At 68.2% G+C, this 15,590-nt stretch carries 15 protein-coding genes and 2 pseudogenes; 5 read left to right on the forward strand and 12 right to left on the reverse strand.

The features are described 5' to 3' along the window. Positions 1 to 19 precede the first annotated feature (19 nt). From ABZ564_RS22700 to ABZ564_RS22715, 4 genes are all read left to right on the forward strand, one after another. Entirely contained in the window at positions 20 to 463 is a 444-nt protein-coding gene (locus ABZ564_RS22700) for an alpha-L-rhamnosidase N-terminal domain-containing protein (protein WP_360859358.1), read from the forward strand. 107 nt (positions 464 to 570) lie between these two features. Next, the gene (locus tag ABZ564_RS22705; protein ID WP_360859361.1) at positions 571 to 1,101 is read left to right on the forward strand and encodes a family 78 glycoside hydrolase catalytic domain; all 531 of its coding nucleotides are present in this window, start codon (positions 571 to 573) and stop codon (positions 1,099 to 1,101) included. A gap of 130 nt (positions 1,102 to 1,231) precedes the next feature. Further along, a complete protein-coding gene (locus ABZ564_RS22710; protein WP_360859363.1) occupies positions 1,232 to 1,549 on the forward strand; it encodes a hypothetical protein in 318 nt (105 codons plus the stop codon). A 106-nt stretch (positions 1,550 to 1,655) separates the two neighbouring features. Next, a complete protein-coding gene (locus tag ABZ564_RS22715; protein WP_360859366.1) occupies positions 1,656 to 2,282 on the forward strand; it encodes a TetR/AcrR family transcriptional regulator in 627 nt (208 codons plus the stop codon). 310 nt (positions 2,283 to 2,592) lie between these two features. Here ABZ564_RS22715 and ABZ564_RS22720 read toward each other — a convergent pair whose 3' ends face one another. The 9 genes and pseudogenes from ABZ564_RS22720 to ABZ564_RS22760 all read right to left on the reverse strand — a co-directional run bounded on the left by ABZ564_RS22720 (position 2,593) and on the right by ABZ564_RS22760 (position 9,095). Beyond that, complete coding sequence (locus tag ABZ564_RS22720; protein ID WP_360859487.1) at positions 2,593 to 2,811, reverse strand: hypothetical protein; 219 nt, start codon at positions 2,809 to 2,811, stop codon at positions 2,593 to 2,595. Positions 2,812 to 2,826: 15 nt separating this feature from the next. Further along, entirely contained in the window at positions 2,827 to 3,024 is a 198-nt protein-coding gene (locus tag ABZ564_RS22725) for a hypothetical protein (RefSeq protein ID WP_360859490.1), read from the reverse strand. Between the two features lie 133 nt (positions 3,025 to 3,157). Continuing rightward, a pseudogene (locus ABZ564_RS22730) lies at positions 3,158 to 3,490 on the reverse strand (serine hydrolase domain-containing protein); the annotation flags it as partial. Between the two features lie 37 nt (positions 3,491 to 3,527). Further along, positions 3,528 to 3,752, reverse strand: a pseudogene (locus tag ABZ564_RS22735) (serine hydrolase domain-containing protein); the annotation flags it as partial. Positions 3,753 to 3,905: 153 nt separating this feature from the next. Beyond that, complete coding sequence (locus ABZ564_RS22740; protein ID WP_360859369.1) at positions 3,906 to 4,859, reverse strand: alpha/beta hydrolase; 954 nt, start codon at positions 4,857 to 4,859, stop codon at positions 3,906 to 3,908. A gap of 51 nt (positions 4,860 to 4,910) precedes the next feature. Beyond that, complete coding sequence (locus tag ABZ564_RS22745) at positions 4,911 to 5,249, reverse strand: hypothetical protein (RefSeq protein ID WP_360859372.1); 339 nt, start codon at positions 5,247 to 5,249, stop codon at positions 4,911 to 4,913. Between the two features lie 120 nt (positions 5,250 to 5,369). Beyond that, complete coding sequence (locus ABZ564_RS22750; RefSeq protein ID WP_360859375.1) at positions 5,370 to 6,140, reverse strand: SDR family oxidoreductase; 771 nt, start codon at positions 6,138 to 6,140, stop codon at positions 5,370 to 5,372. Between the two features lie 64 nt (positions 6,141 to 6,204). Then, positions 6,205 to 7,740: an AMP-binding protein gene (locus ABZ564_RS22755; protein ID WP_360859378.1), complete on the reverse strand. Its 1,536-nt coding sequence runs from the start codon at positions 7,738 to 7,740 to the stop codon at positions 6,205 to 6,207. Then, positions 7,737 to 9,095, reverse strand: coding sequence for an MFS transporter (locus ABZ564_RS22760; RefSeq protein WP_360859381.1), 1,359 nt, complete (start codon positions 9,093 to 9,095; stop codon positions 7,737 to 7,739). Before ABZ564_RS22760 ends, ABZ564_RS22755 begins: the two co-directional genes overlap by 4 nt. A gap of 210 nt (positions 9,096 to 9,305) precedes the next feature. Between ABZ564_RS22760 and ABZ564_RS22765 the strand changes: the two genes are divergently transcribed. Then, the gene (locus tag ABZ564_RS22765; protein ID WP_360859384.1) at positions 9,306 to 10,223 is read left to right on the forward strand and encodes a LysR family transcriptional regulator; all 918 of its coding nucleotides are present in this window, start codon (positions 9,306 to 9,308) and stop codon (positions 10,221 to 10,223) included. A gap of 18 nt (positions 10,224 to 10,241) precedes the next feature. Here the strand turns inward: ABZ564_RS22765 and ABZ564_RS22770 are convergent, their stop codons facing one another. The 3 genes from ABZ564_RS22770 to ABZ564_RS22780 form a co-directional block, all read right to left on the reverse strand. Continuing rightward, the gene (locus tag ABZ564_RS22770) at positions 10,242 to 11,876 is read right to left on the reverse strand and encodes a tannase/feruloyl esterase family alpha/beta hydrolase (RefSeq protein ID WP_360859387.1); all 1,635 of its coding nucleotides are present in this window, start codon (positions 11,874 to 11,876) and stop codon (positions 10,242 to 10,244) included. Between the two features lie 183 nt (positions 11,877 to 12,059). Next, positions 12,060 to 12,959, reverse strand: a complete 900-nt coding sequence (locus tag ABZ564_RS22775) for a PHB depolymerase family esterase (RefSeq protein ID WP_360859390.1) — start codon at positions 12,957 to 12,959, stop codon at positions 12,060 to 12,062. A gap of 154 nt (positions 12,960 to 13,113) precedes the next feature. After that, positions 13,114 to 15,534 (reverse strand): glycoside hydrolase family 2 TIM barrel-domain containing protein, encoded by a 2,421-nt coding sequence (locus ABZ564_RS22780; protein ID WP_360859393.1) that lies wholly within the window; start codon positions 15,532 to 15,534, stop codon positions 13,114 to 13,116. Between the last annotated feature and the right edge of the window lie 56 nt (positions 15,535 to 15,590).

The raw sequence follows: 15,590 nt of genomic DNA on the forward strand, positions 1-15,590 counted from the left end.
ACCGTTCTCGCTCGGCACCGTGCCGGGAGCCGTGCCGCTGCGGCTGACGTCCGACAGCCGGTTCGTCCTCTGGGTCAACGGCCAGGAGGTCGGACGTGGACCGGTCCGGGCGCAGCCGCGCCGCTGGCGGTACGAGAGCTTCGACATTGCCCCCTTCCTGCAGCCTGCACCGAACGCTGTCGCCGTCCTTGTCACCTACTACGGCAGAGCGACCTCGTGGTGGAGCCCGGCCCCGCCGGAGGGCGGGATCAACGGAGACGCCGGCCTCGTGCTGGACGCACGCATGGAGGACGGGGCCGGGGACCTGGTCACGGATGCCTCGTGGCGGGTCCACCGCTCCACCGCCTGGAGCACGATCGCGGCCTCCGGCGTCCCGTGCGAAGTGCTGGACGCACGCGCGCTGCCGACACGGTGGACACGTCCGAGTTTCGACGACAGCGGCTGGCGGCTGCCACCGTGCTGACTGCGCGGCACTGGGGCGGACTGGGACGCAGTCGTCCTCCGGTCAGTCCGTACGGCAAACTCCTCCCCCGGCCGGTGGCGCGGCTCGGCGGCCGCACCGTCAGTCCCGTGGCGGTGCTCGACGCACGGACCCGGCCGAAACCCGACTGGGCGAGCCCGCACCCGGGGGCCAGGGTCGTACAGCACCTCGCGTCCCCGGGGGTGCCGGTCCGTGTGGAAGGCCGCCTGCCCCTCGTCGCCTCGATCGACGTCCACCGGACGCTCGACGTCGTCGTCGATTTCGGCGCCATGACCGCGGGCTTCGTGGAACTGGACATCGACGCCCCGGCAGGAACCGTCGTCGAACTCGGCTACCGCGAGAAGCAAAAGGGTATCGCTGCCGTGGAAACGACGTCCGACTACGCGGCCGGCGCACGGTACATCTGCCCCGGCGGCCGGTCCGTCTACTCGGCCCTGGAGATGGCTGGCCTTCGCTACCTGTACCTCACGGTGCATGCGTCCGGTTCGGCCGAGGTGACGATCGCGGGCGCTGCGGTGCGGGAGCAGGTTACCCGCAGTCCGGGCGGGCGTATTTCACCTGCGACGACGAGGAGATCGAGCTCGCCAACTCACCGCGCTCCGACGGCATCCTGCCCCTGAGCGTCGCGGGCGACTTCGAGCAATACCAGGGGTTTACGATCCCCGACTGGTCCCTGCACTGGGTGCACAGCGTGCACAACCTCTACCGCTACACCGGTGACCGCGCCCGCCTGGAGCCGACGGCACCACCGTGACCGGGCCCAAGCCGCTCGACGAGCGGAGTACGGAGATCCGCGACCTGCTCCCGCGTCCCACGGCACTCGGCGTGAGCGCCAAGCGGGCCGGCAAGAACATCGTCGTCGAGGTGACCTCCGCCTATGACGGAGCGAGGGCCGCCGAGCAGGGTGTCGACCGCCGGCCGTTGCGCAGCGCGACGGTCACAGCGGGAGGTGCCACCGCGACGACGAACGATCACGGTAGAGCCGTCCTGCGCCCGAGGGCCGGAACATCGACGGTGAGCGTGGACGGCGGCGCATCGTTCCTGCCCGCCCGCGTCGACATCTACTGATGTGGAGCGGCCGCCCGCGGGCCGGTACCCGCGGGCGGTCTGGACCGGCCGGAGCCAGAGGGCTCCGGCCGGTCCGGGTGGACGTGCGGCTCCGTAGACTTGCCTGGTGTCCGAATCCATGACCACCAGTCTCAGCGGCCGCCGTTTCGAGGAGAGTCATCTGCTCGACGCCGCACGAGCCGTCTTCCACGCCGAGGGTTACGCCGCCGCGCAGATCGCGGACATCGCGAGACGGGCCGGCACGACCAAGCCGACCCTCTACGCGCGCCTCGGCAACAAGGAAGAGATCTACTTCCTCGTCGTCCGGCGTGAGGCAGAGGTCTTCCGCGGGTGGATCGCGGACGCCTACGAGAAGGGCAGCAGTCTGCCCCTCGCGGACCTGGCCCAGCTTGGCATGGATCCGCTCTTCCGTTTCGCGGCGGAGCGTGCCGAAGGCTTCGAACTGCTCTTCAGGGGCGAGAAGGCCGGCGACCAGCCGGGAATTCTGCGACGGGAGGTCGTCAACGGTGTGACCGAGCAGCTCACCGGCCTCATCACGCGCCGCCAGAAGACCTTCGGCCCCGACCTCGGAGTCGCCGCCGATGCCCTGGCCGCCGCGTGTGTCGGCGTCGCCCTCCAGATCTGCGAGCACACCATCGACCACGGCGGCGATCTGAAATCCGCCCGGCGCATAGCCGCCCGCTTCGTCGAGAGCGCCTTCCACAACCTCGATCTCGGATCCCTGGACCGGTGATCCGTTCCGGCGCGAGGTATAAGTTCGGCGGTGTCAGTCGGACCGGGCCGGCCGACGCCATTCGTAGGCGCTCCAGCCGTGGCGCGAGGACGGCCTCGCTCACCGCGCGCCGGTTGATCCGTACCTCGTAGACCCCGTGGGCTGTGGACCTCAGTACTGCTATCGCCACCTCCCCGGCGGGTCGGTCCAGCGTGAACGAGGCGCTGAGCACGAAGGCCACCCCTCGGTCCGCGTCGGCGGTGATCATGGTGGCGTGTTGCAGCACGGCGGTGGCCCTTCTCCTCAGCTATGGGCTGGTGGGTCGTCCGGGTCATGCCCGACGGCAGCTATCTCGCGATGTCATCTCCGTACCCTCCAGCACCGCCTTCAGCGCGGCGACGACCTGGGGCACGTTGCTCGCGGTCTCCATGCGGTTGGTGAGGTAGCCGAAGCCGATCCAGTGACGCGGGTCGGCGAATCCGGCCTGTCCGCCGGCACCGTCGTGTCCGAACGAGTCTTCCGTGAGCAGCCGCAGCGCATCGGAGTACAACTGCTCTCCCGCGCCTCACCGGTGGAAGGGGCCGGGGTTGTTCGCGTCGAAGGCCCCGGGGCCAGCGCTCCGTTCCCGGGTCAGGAGTTCGATGCCGCGGCCGGACAGCAGGGGTTGCTGCCCGCCCGTGGGTGCGACCACCGACGACCAGATGCGGGCGAGTGCCGATGCGGTACCGATGCCGCTCGCGCTGACCAGGCCGGACTTCTGCACCCGCGGGTCGTTGAAGCCGCCGTCCTCGGTGACCAGGCTCAGGAAAAGCGCCGCCGGTGGTGAGGAAACGCATCGCGTTCTCGTCGGCGGCGAAGATCTCCGCCATCCTCAGGCCGATCGCATCGTGCTCGGGTGAGTTACGCAGATGAGCGACACGGATGAGCTCGGCGTCCGTCGCCCGCAGCGTGACATCGGCCGGCGTGGCGAGTCCCGTCATCTCGCGGAAGAGGTCGGGCAGGTCCTGGCCTGTTGCCCGTAGGACCGTCTCCCGGACCAGCGGCCCCCAGGTGACGCCGTGGTAGACATGCGCCTCACCAGGCGACCACCGGGGAGTCTGCGCCGCCAGCCGGGCAGCGAACGCACGGCTGTCCAGCACCTCGTCCAGCCCGAGGTCCGCGTCCGGTGCGTGCAGTCCCGCACGGTGCGCCAGCAGGTCCCCGACGGTGAGGGCCTGCTTGCGGTGCACGCCGAACTCCGGGCGTATCGACCTCGAGGCGCCGGTCGCGAAGTAATGGCCGGCGCTCGGCGAGCCACGCCACGGTCAGCGACGCGAGTCCCTTCGTGGACGAGAAGAGCACGGTGGGTGTCCGCTCGTCCCATGTCCGACCATGCCGGGCATCGGCGACTCCGCGGCACACGTCGACCACTTCGACGCCGTGATGCCAGACCGACAGCGCCGCTCCCGTCGATTCCGGCTCGGCCACGGTGTCCGCGAACGCCGCGACCACCGGCCGGAAGCGTTCGTCGGCGGGTCTCCGACATCGGACGGGATGTCCGTCCCGGGCCGCGGTGCCTGGCCGGCCGATCCCACGGCCGGTGTTCCGGATCTGCTCACTGGTCCTCCCTTCGCTGGCGGTGTTCGTACGGTGCCGGTCGACGGGTCAGCTCATGCGCAAACGGCCGGCCAATCGGTCGAGAGTGGCGTGCGCGGCGCCGAGACCCACGATGTTGAGATGCCCGTGCAGTACGCCCTCGGAGAGCACCTGCTCAACCTCGACCCCGGCGGCGCGGAGCTGCTCGCCAAAGAGTTCGCCGCTGCTGCGCAGGCTGTCGAACTCGTCGTTGTCGATGTAGGTCGGAGGGAAGCCGCTCAGGTCCTCGGCACGGCCGGGAAACATGTACGCCGGCGCGGTCTCGGCGGGAGCGCCGTCCAGCATGAGGGCCGTGATCTCCTCCAGCTGCTCGTCGACAAGGATCATCGGCATGGGGACCTGTGTGAGGGCGGCGGCGAGTTCGTCCGACGGCGCGGGGATGGGGACGTGTACGAGCGGGTAGAGCAGCAGCGCCTGCCAGGGTGTCTCGTCCTCGTCCCGCAGCCGCAGAGTGGCGCCGGCCGCGAGGTTACCTCCTGCGCTGGCCCCGCCGAGCGCGATGCGGGCCGGGTCGACACCCAGCTCCAGGGCGTTGTCGCGGACCCAGCGGTAGGCGGCGACGACGTCGTCGTGCGGGGCGGGGAAGTGCACGGTCTCGCTGCACAGGCGGTAGTCGACCGAGACGACGACGGCGTCGGCCCGCCCGGCGACACCGCGAGCGGTCTCGTGCGCCTCGGGCATGTCGAGGTCACCGCCCACCCAGGCACCGCCGTGCAGCCAGACGAGGCACGGTCGCGGAGACGGAGCAGGCCCGGCCGGACGGTAGACCCGTACGGGGATCTCCGGGCCCGGTCCGGGAATTGCGAGGTTCTCAATCTCCAGGTCCCAGTCCTCAGAGGGGCCGAGGGGTGCGCCGAGCGCCTCGTAGTCCGCGATGGCGCGGGTATCGGCCGGCTTCTTGTTGAGTTCGTCGATACGGCGGCCGAGTTCCGGATCGTACGTATGACGCGGGCGTACGGGCACGTGATCTCCATCGGTGTGCGGGGCTGAGTGGGAGGGATTCGTGCGATGCGTTCAGGCGGTGGCGCTGTTCTCCGCGGCCGCGGCGGCGACAAGGGCGCTGATGGCGTCCGCGTCGAGCCCGAGCAGGGGGCCGTTGAACTTGGTGAGCGGTATCTGGTCCGCAGTTGCCAGGGCCATCGGATCGACGTCGTCCAGGCGGACCGTGCCGGGGTGAGCGTCAAGCCGTTCCCTCAGGAGCTTGCCTCCGACCGGGTGGGCGAGCCACACCCCCAGTGAGGACTGCTCGGTGAGCGGTTCGGCGTGGCCGTCGCCCGGGGTGTGCAGTTCGGTCCGCAGGCGGATGTCACGGCAGGAGGCGCCCACTTCGCGTGGTCTGGGTGCTCTCGCCACTCGCGGTCCTTGTCGGCGTCGTCGCGATTGTCCGGGGGAAGAACGTCAGGTGAGCAGCGGGGCGGCTCACTGCCCCCGGCCCTCACCCGACGACGACCACAGCGGCTGCCCTCAAGTGGGCTACGCCAGCACGTACCCGCCGTCCACATGGAGGCAGGTTCCTGTCGTGTAGGAGGAATCGGGACCGGCCAAGTAGGCTACGGCCGCCGCCACTTCGGCCGGCTCGCCCATGCGCGGTATCGGTGAGCGGGACACTCCGTATTCGCCCCCTGCAGCCATGGGGGAGGCGATCGGCCCGGGAGCCACCGCGTTCGCGGTGATCCCCCAGCCCCCGACCTGTCGGGCGATCCAGCGGGTCAGGTTGATGGCTCCGGCCTTCGCCGAGGCGTAGGCCGCGCCGGAACGGCCGCCGCCGCCGGACGGGTCCACCGGGCCGATGCCGCCGACCTTGCCGGATACGGAGGCAATGTTGATCAGACGCCCACTCCCCTGCGCCTTCATGTGCGGGAAGACCGCCGCCTGGCAGGCGAACGCCATCGCGGTGAGATTGGTGTCGATGTCGCGCTGCCAGGTGGCCGGGCTGAGGTCCTCGAATGATTCGCGTCCGCAGGTGCCCGCGCAGTTGACTAGGATGTCGAGCCGGCCGAAGCGGTTGGCTACGTCGTGCACGGCCTGCTGAAGCGCGGGGATGTCGCGTACGTCCACGCGCACGGAGTCGGTGGCCCCGATGCGGGCCGCGGTGTCCTTGACCGCCGGAGCGATGTCGAGGAGTACGACGAGGTCGCCGTCGGCGATGAGTCGTTGGGCGATGGCTTCGCCGATACCCTGTGCGGACCCGGTGACCAGGGCCACGCGAGGCTGCGCCTTCGGTGCTGCGGAGAGTGCGTTCACGTGCGTGCTCCGGATGTTCTCGTGGGTGGGGTGTCAGCTGCCGACATGTACTTGTGGGTGGATGTCAGCTGCCGACGCGGAAGCGCCGGACCTTGCCGACGCTGGTGCGCGGGAGTTCGTCGATGACGTGCCAGGCGCGCGGCCTGGCCGCGGGCGCGAGGTTGCTGGCGGCCCAGGCGTCCAGGTCTTCGGCATGGGGTGGCACTTCGGGGTCCCGGGCCACGACATACGCGACGGGAACCGTGTCGCGCACGGGGTCGGACACGCCGACCACGGCTGCCTCCAGAACACCCGGGGCCTGTGCCACGGCAGCCTCGACCTCCGTGAGGCTGACGTTCTCGCCCGACACTTTGATGACGTCGTCCACACGGCCGGTGAACCGCAGCACGCCGTCGACGCCTCGAGTGACGAGGTCGCCGGTGGCGAACCATGTGCCCTCCGGACCGGTGGAGAAGGCCCGGGCGGTGGTCTGCTCGTCGTCGAGGTAGCCGACGAAGAGGTCGCGCCCGGGAGTGCCGAGCACCTGGAGTTCTCCCGGTGCTCCGGGTGCCGCCGCGTCTCCGCTCGCCTGGTCCATCACGCGGATACGGCGGTCGTCGACAGGTGCGCCGATCACGTCGTGGACAGGGCGTTCCCCCATGTCGGCGCTGACGATCGCGACCGTCTCGGTCATGCCGTACAGCTGCCGTGGCCGGGTGCCGACCAGTCGCGCGAACCGTTCGTAGTGCTCGGCGCCCAGGCTCTGCGCGAACCACACGTGCTCCAGGTCGAGCGGCTGCTCCTCGCTCGCGGTACGGGCCAGGATCATCCGAACCGGAGCGGCGAACAGGCTCGCGTGGGTAACCCCCAGCTCACGGGCGTTCGGCACCCAGCCGGAGGCACTGAATGAAGCGCTCAATGCGACGCTCGCGCCGACGGCGATGGCCGGTGCGAAGCAGTAGTACTGGGCGTTGGCGTGGAACAGGGGCAGGGTGACGTACCAGCGGTGATACGGGCGCAGCCGTGCCGCGTTTGCCATCACGGTTGCGACGTGGGCGTAGTTGGCCTGCGTCAGCACCACACCCTTCGGCTCCGAGGTGGTCCCGGAGGTGAACATGACCGCGAAACGGTCGTCCGGCTGCACCCGCTCGCTCGTCACCATGGGGTCGGTGCAGAACAGAGAGCTTGTGGTGTCGTTGACGTCACGTGCATCCTCTGTCAGCGCGAGCACTACAGGGGTCCCGTTGCTCGCGCCCTCGCGGTAGACCGCTTCACGGGCGGCTGCGCATACCCCGACCGCGGGCCGCACCCGGTCCACCTGTCGGGCGATATCACGCGGTGAGGAAGCCGGATCGACTGGCACCAGCCAGGCTCCGAGGCGGGACACCGCCAGCCACAGCGCCACAAAGGCAGGGCAGTTGCGCAGTGCGACGTGCACTGGTGAGCCTTGCGCGACTCCGGCGGCCCGCAGCGCCCCCGCTGTCCGGGCCACCACCGCGTCGAACTCCTCATAGGTCCACTCGGACACCTCTCCCGACTCCGTACGGAATACGAGGAAGGTGGCATCGGGGTGCCGGCGCACGGCCGAGTCCCACGCGCGCTGGAACGTAGCGGAACTCATACGTGAGTCTCCTTGTGCTGGTGCGCATCGACTGGACGATCAAGAGCCGCGAGGGAGATGCCACGTGTCTCACGGAGGCTGAGGACCGCAATGAAGGTGACGGCCGAAGCGGAAGCCAGATAGAGGGCAATCGGGGTCGAGCTGTCGTAGCGCTCCAGAAGCGCGACGGCGATGATCGGCGCGAGCGAGCCCGCGGCGATCGAGGTGACCTGATAGCCGAGGGAGATTCCGGAGTAACGGATCCTCGTGGGGAACATCTCCGCCATGAGAGCGGGCTGTCCCGCGTACATAAGGGCGTGCACGAGCAGGCCGATCACGATCGCGGCGAGGATGATCCCTTCGTGGGCGGTGTCCATCATCGGGAAGGCGATGAACCCCCAACCCGCGCTGAGGAGGACACCAGCCGCGTAGACGGGACGACGGCCCACCCGGTCCGTGAGTGCGCCGGCCAGCGGGATTGCCAAGAAGTGCAAGGTGTGAGCCAGAAGCAGCAGGCGCAGTATGCGGTCGGTGCCGGTCTCCACGACGACCTTCAGATACGTGATCGAAAAGGTGACCACCAGGTAGTACATGAGGTTCTCGGCGAACCGGAGTCCCATCGCTGTAGCCACGGAACGGGGATACCTGCGCACCGCCTCGAAAACGCCGTACTGCTCAGCCGAGTGCTGGGCCGCCTCCGCCTGTGCCGCCTGGAACACCGGTGCGTCCGTGACATGCGTGCGTACGTAGTAGCCGATCAGGACGATCACCGCGGAGAGCCAGAATGCGACGCGCCAGCCCCAGGACAGGAATGCTTCGTCGGAGAGGGTCGAGGTGAGAAGCAGCAGGACGGATGTGGCGAGGATGTTCCCGACCGGTACGGCCGCCTGGGGCCAGCTCGACCAGAAGCCGCGTCGCTCGTCGGGGCTGTGCTCGGCGACCAGCAGCACTGCCCCTCCCCATTCGCCGCCCACCGCGAAGCCCTGGACGAAGCGCAGGACGACGAGAAGTACCGGCGCCGCGTAGCCGATCGCGTCGAAGCTCGGGATGCACCCCATTCCAAACGTCGCGACGCCTACCAGCACGAGGCTGACCTGCAGCAGCGACTTGCGGCCGTACCGGTCGCCGAAGTGGCCGAAGACCAGACCGCCCAGCGGTCGGGCAGCGAAGCCGACGGCGTACGTCACGAACGCGGCGAGAATGCCGTCAAGTTCGCTGTCGCCGGGCGGGAAGAACAGCTTCCCGAAGACCAAGGTCGCCATCGTGGCGTAGAGGAAGAACTCGTACCACTCGACGATGGTGCCGGCCATCGACGCGTACACGATGCGGCGCAGCGCGGGACCGCGTGAACCTTCTGGAGCGGAGTGATGGGGCATGGAAGTTCCTGTCCGTTATCGATGCGGTACGCAGCGGGCGGGGAGCCATCGGCGCAAGGGGGTGCGGAAGCGCAAGTCCCGTCGCGTACACACGTCTTGGGGAGGGATCGCGTCGACGGGGGCGTGGGACAGAGTTTCGATCGACAGGAAAGTCGGGTCAATGCGTTGCACAGGGCTTGATCCGCAGGGCAGCCCTGCAAAAATGTGAACATGCAGAGCCCGCGTCCGAGCGCCGACGACCTCCTCGTCCTTCTGGAGGTAGCTCGCAGCGGCCGGTTCAGCCGCGCAGCCGAGTCCCTGCGCGTCAATCAGGTCACCGTCTCTCGGCGGATCACGGCGCTGGAGCGTGCGGTCGGCGGCAAGCTGCTTGTCCGATCGCCGTCCGGCTGGGAACTCACCGACCTGGGCCGCCGGGCGTTGGCGGCCGCAGAGCAAGTCGACGGTGTGCTGCAGAAGTTGGAGTCCGGCTCCGAGGTCGGGGCAGAGATCGAGGATGTGGTGCGGCTTTCGGCCCCGGACGGTTTCACCACGTTCGTCGCCGCTCCTGCGGCGGCCCGACTGCACCAGGAACACTCGGGCATCAGCGTGGAGATCGTCTCCGCGACCCGGCGGGCAGCGCAGCACCGCTCCGGCCTGGACATCGAGATCGTCGTAGGCGAACCGCGCGTGATGCGGGCCCGGGCGCTGCGGCTGGGCGGCTATGTCCTCGGCCTGTACGCCACCCCCGAATACCTGGCGCTCCATGGCAAGCCGGCGGGATTCAACGATCTGGCCCGGCACCGCCTGATCTACTTCATCTCGTCCATGCTGCAGGTCGACGACCTGGATGTGGGACGCCGATATCTGCCCGAGATGCGCGACGCGGTGACGTCCACCAACGTCTTCGCCCATATCGAGGCCACGTGCGCCGGCGGCGGGATCGGGCTGCTGCCCACCTTCATGATCGCTCCGCACCGTGGCCTCGTCAGGCTGCTGCCTGACGAGGTCACGGTCGAGATGGCCTACTGGCTCGTCGCCCGCGAGGAGACCCTACGCCGCCCTGCGGTTGCCGCCATGGTCAAGCAACTTCGGCGGACGATGCAGGGGATGGGAGGCGTGCTCTCCACCACCGCGGCCCCGGAGTCGTGAGGCCGCCGGGAGCGTCGCTCACGAGCGCACACAGGTGAAACTTTCGGCACGGTCGGGGTCGCCGAGACCGTTGTATCGAGGCCATCGCGGGTACTCGCACAGCGGCCGGGTGCGCCCGTCCGAGGCCGGATCAATGTCGGTGACGACCGGCTCCTGCGGGGCGATTCCCTTCTCGGTCCACCGCTCCAGAGCGGTCAGCGAGTCCCAGCCGCCCCAGAACGCGGCGGGCCCGCCATGGCCCATGCCGGGGATGGCGTACATCCGCAGGAACTGGGATGCAGCTCGCGGGCCCATCGTCGCGCGGATCCGCTCGTAGTACTCGCCGGTCGAACGGTGGCTGACGACTGGATCCGCCGTCCCGTGCACGAGCATCAGCTTCCCTCCCGCCTCGGCGAACTCGGTGAGGTCGGGGTTGTTGATGTCCTGCAGTTCGGTCAGCTCGCTGATGCGCTTCTTCCACTTCCCGGGCTTCTTCGGGTCGAAGGCGAGGCCGTCGAAGTCAGGGTTGCGGGTGATGAAGTACTTCGCCCACTGGTCCCAGAAATTGGCGGCGAAGGCTGCCGTGAAATCCAGGGGGCGCGACGGCGGCCTGCTCCCGATCCCGAGCCCGAACGTGCCCATGTCAGCTCCGGAGAGGAAGGGCAGACCGGGGTAGCCGCGTTCACCACTGCCCAACTTGTAGCCCCACTCGATGGGTGAGGAGAGCTCCCGCACCGCTTCGATCTGCGCATCCGACAGGCAGTTGGGACCGCGGTCCATGCCGTCCTCGCAGCGCAAGACCTTCGGGTCGAAGTCACAACCGGCCTCGTCGGAGATGACTCCGTCGCGTACCCCGTCGTCACCGTCGCAGGTGTCCATCACCCGGTCGTAGACCAGCTTCTGCTTCTCAGAGCTCGGGAAGGCTCCGGGACGCTTCAGTATCTCGGTCATGTGACCGAAGAACAGGTCCAGCGTGGCGGCGTTCCAGGCCGGGGCCCCGGACAGCACGCCGTCGAAGTCCCGGGGCCAGCGCTGCGCCACGGCCAGCGCCTCACGACCGCCGCTGGAAACACCAGCAAAGTAGGAATGGCTGGGCTTCGTGCCGTAGTGCCTGTCGATGAGGAACATCGCGGCATCGCGTGTCTTCTTGAGCGCGTCCGCGGCGAAGTTGCGCAGCGCCTCATCGTTCATCGCGAAGGCGCCCGCGTTGAGCAAGTCACCGGGGGCGACCTGGTGGCCCGAGTCACTGCCGAAGACAGCGAATCCGCGGGCGAGCGGCACGTCCGCGCCGGTGCCTGAGAACGGAACGTCCGCGGTCAGCGAGGGGATGGCGCCGTCGTAGCCTCCGCCACCGAACATCATCCCCTTCCCGTTCCACTCGGCTGGCAGCGCGACGCGTATCTCGATATTCGGAGCCTCGGGGTCGACGGGGAACAGCTCCGCGTCGACCTCGCAGTACACACCGATGGACCCAGCGGCGGGTACGGTCTTCGCCCCGGTGACACGCCCGCCGGACGTCGGCAGGCCCAAAACGTCAGCGGGTATCGCCAGTTCGGCCAGCTCCTCGCACCGGACGGGCGGCCCCGTCGCGGCCCCGGACGATGCCGGAAGCAAGACCAGCGTGAGCACCGCGACGACCGGTGCCGTCAGTGCACGCACAAGGGTGGATCTCATGACCTCTCCTCGGGATTGAGGCAGACCGTTGCCGGACCGCATGCCAACGGTCATCCGGCATGCGGTCCGATCAGCGAAATTGCGGGGCGCCCGCCACGCTAGGGAACGAGACCTGCGCTTGGAATGCACCGACCGTGCGCAGTTGCGCATCTGTGAACTGCACTTTTGTGCAACGCGCCGTCGTCACTTGCGGCAGGCCGAGTTCCCGCCGCTGAGCGTGAACTGCTCGAAGAACCGCCACGAGGCCTCCGACGCGTTCGGCCCCTTCGGATCATTGAACTTTCCTGCGTACGCGGGGTCTGTCGTACCGCCGGGCCAGTAATGCGACATGCCGTCCACAGTCCACCGCTCGGCGATCTGGCAGCCGTCCCGCCCTTGCGCCACCTTGCTGGTCCAGGCGTAGCCGTCAGGTACCTGCCCGGTCCTGGCCGAAGCCGGGTCGTCCCGGAACGTGTCACCGTCCTCCCCCGGTTTCAGGAAGTTGTTGACGGACAGCCACGCCAGGTAGGCATGCCGAGCACATCCGCCGAGCACCGGCTGTTCCCCGAGCGGGTCACCGGTCCCACCGATCGAAAAGAAGGGCATCACATGTGCCCGCGGCCCCATCTGTTCGACGGCCTGCGGAGCGTAGAGAGGGGCGGTGGCATCGGGCAGGACCATGCAGGAAAGGAAGTCCATGCCGTAGCCACCTCCCGCCGACACGCCGGCCGCCGCGTACAACTCGGGGTAGGCGGCAACGGTTGCGCTCGTCTGGAAAGCGCCCGACGACATTCCCATGAGGTAGACGCGGTCGGTGTCGGCGTTGTACGAGGAGCTGGCCTGCCGGGTGATCCCGGCGACGACGTCCGCGTCGCCCCCTCCCCCTCGGGTCGTACTCGCCTTGTCATTGCTTACTGCGCGCCAGCACTGCCCGCCGTTGTCGGGGTAGGCGACGAGGAACCGCTCGCGGTCCGCGAGGGGATTGAGCAGATTGGCGTGCATCTGCTGCTCGGCTGTCGTACCGCAACCGTGCACCATCACGTATAGGGGAAGCTTGTCCGACGGTTTCCAGCCCTCGGGAATGTAGACCAGGTAGTCGTTCACGCCCGTGGACGCTTCGTAGACATGACGGTCGACACGACCCTCGCCGCCTGCCGTGTCCTCACCCTCGGCCAACTCCCAGGGCGTGTGGTCGCACCGAAACCGAACGTATGGCGACCTTGCTTTAGGCAATAACGGATCATGGCGTCCTCTCCACTCAAAGCCCCTCCTTCACCGCTACCTTGACCATCGCTGTGGTGCAGTTCGGAGCGGAGGCCTGCAGGCAGATTTCGCCCGGTCCGGTGGGGCGCAGGATCGCGAGCGCGCGGCCCTCGTAGGTCTGGTGGTCGGGCGCGTCAAATCGTTCGTCGGTCGAGGGGCGGGCGCTTCCGAAGGCCTCCAGAACTCCGTCGCCGGTGACATCGAGGTGGACGGGGCGGTCGGCGCCCGGGTGACAGATGCCGTTCGCGTCGGTGAGAGTGAGTGAGACGAAGGCCAGATCCCCACCGGTGGCCGCGATGACGGCACGGTCACTCTCTGCCCGCAGACGGTCCGGAGCGCCGGCGGTGCGTACCGTGTGGCGCCCGCTCTCCACATCACCGCGGTAGGTGACGGCCAGCAAATCACCGGCGCTGTAGAACACTTCGAACTCGGTACGGAAGGACTCCAGCCGCCGGCGGCCCTGGGAACGGCCATTCACAAAGAGTTCGGCTTCGTCTCCGGCACCATAGACCTCGACCGTGACCGGCGCGTCCTCGAATCCCGGCCAGGTCCAGGAGGAGATGGCGTCGCTCCACGCCCAGGGGGTGCCGGTGTAGGTCTTTCCATGGTGCTGCGGACGACGCACCGCGACGTATGGGTGGGTACGCAGGCCGAAGACGATTTCGCGGTAGTAGGACGCGGGGCGGCGCAGTCCGATGATGTCGATGTCCCCGCAGTCGGCCGTCAAGTGCGGGTAGGCCGCCATGAAACTCTCCTGCGACTCGTCTCCGGCGCGGTACTGCGGGCGGCCGATGCCGGCCTCGCCGAGGTAGTCCCATCCGGTCCAGGTGAAGTCGCCGATCACATGGCCGTGTTCCTTGACCAGGCTCCAGATGCGGTGGATATGGCTGGGGAGTGTCTCGGTGCCGAGGATGACACGGTCGGGGAAGAGTTTGCGGTCGAAGTCGTAGCGGGCTTCGGCATAGTTCATGCCGGCGACGTCGAGCAGCGCGAACGACTCTTCGGTCTTACGCGTGACGAGCTCGGAGGTGTTGATGGCGTCCACGCCGGCAGCCGGATCGGCCATGAATGTGTTGATTCCCGTGCTGTCTTCACCTGCCTGTTGCACGTCCTGGTTCTGCTCCATAGCAGCGAGGTCAGCCATGACGGCCAGAAGGGTGTTGATGCCGTTGGTGACATAGCGCGTCGGGTCAAGCGCACGGATCTTCTCGGCGAGGCGGCGCCCCCACACCGCGCCGGAGGGCGTGGCTATCTCGGGGATCTCGTTGCCGATCGAGTACATGATGACGCTGGGGTGGTTGTAGTCCTTGGCGACCATGGCCTCCAGGTCGCGCTCCCACCACTCGGCGAAGTGCAGGCTGTAGTCGAAGGAGGTCTTCCCGGAAGTCCACATGTCGAAGGTCTCGTCCACGACGAACATGCCGAGCCGGTCGCAAGCTCTCAGCATGGCTTTGCTCATGGGATGGTGCGACATCCGGACGGCGTTGAAGCCGGCGTCTTTGAGGAGTTCCACACGTCGTTCCTCGGCGCGTGCGTATGTGGCTGTGCCAAGCGGGCCGTTGTCGTGGTGCACGCAGGCGCCGCGCAGTTTCACCGGATTTCCGTTGAGGCGCAGGCCATTCGTCGGATCAAGGTTCAGGACGCGGATACCGAAGGTGGTGTGCTCGGTGTCCCGGTCGTCGTCGTCCACCGTGACGGTGGCGGTGTAGAGCGCGGGTCGGGCGGGGCTCCACAGGTTTGGGGCGCGGACGTACAACCGTTGTCGGGTGATCGCGTGTGATCCGGGTTCCACGGTAACCGGCGCCGAGCCTGTGGCCTCCACGCTGCCGTCGGCTCCTGCGATCTCCACACCGAGTCGCACAGTGCGCAGAACGGGCTCGTCGTTCTCAACCCGGACGGCCACCTCCACCACTGCCCGTTCCTCGTCGTACTCGAGCGTCGTGACGCGAACGCCCTCAGGTGCGATCCGTACCGGGCCGCCGACAAGGAGCCAGGTGTCCCGGTAGATACCGGCGCCCGTGTACCAGCGGGAGTCCTGGTGTGTTCGGGCCTCGACCCGGATCTGGTTCGACTCGCCGTATCGCAGGTGCGGCCCGATGTCGGCACGGAACTGTGAGTAGCCGTACGGGCGTTGGGTCACATACGCGTCATTGACGTAGACCATCGCATCTCGATAGACGCCTTCGAACTCGAGCAGAATGCGCTTGCCCTCGTCCTCGGCCGCCACCTGGAAGGTCTTGCGGTACTCGTAGGCTCCGCCGGGAAAGTAGGCACCCGCGCTCTCCCCGTCCGGGGTGCGCTGTCGGCCGAGCATCGCGTCGTGCGGGAGCGACACGGGCCGGTACGGCGTTGTACCGGAAACCTCGGCGAAGAGGTTGACCTTCGGCCTGCATTCCCAGCTGTCGTTGAATGACATGCGCTTCATTGGTTACTGCTGTTCCTTCCAGGTTCGTCGGCGCGCCGGACAAAGAC

It is taken from the genome of Streptomyces sp. NPDC019224 (genome assembly GCF_040632605.1).
GTDB lineage: Bacteria > Actinomycetota > Actinomycetes > Streptomycetales > Streptomycetaceae > Streptomyces.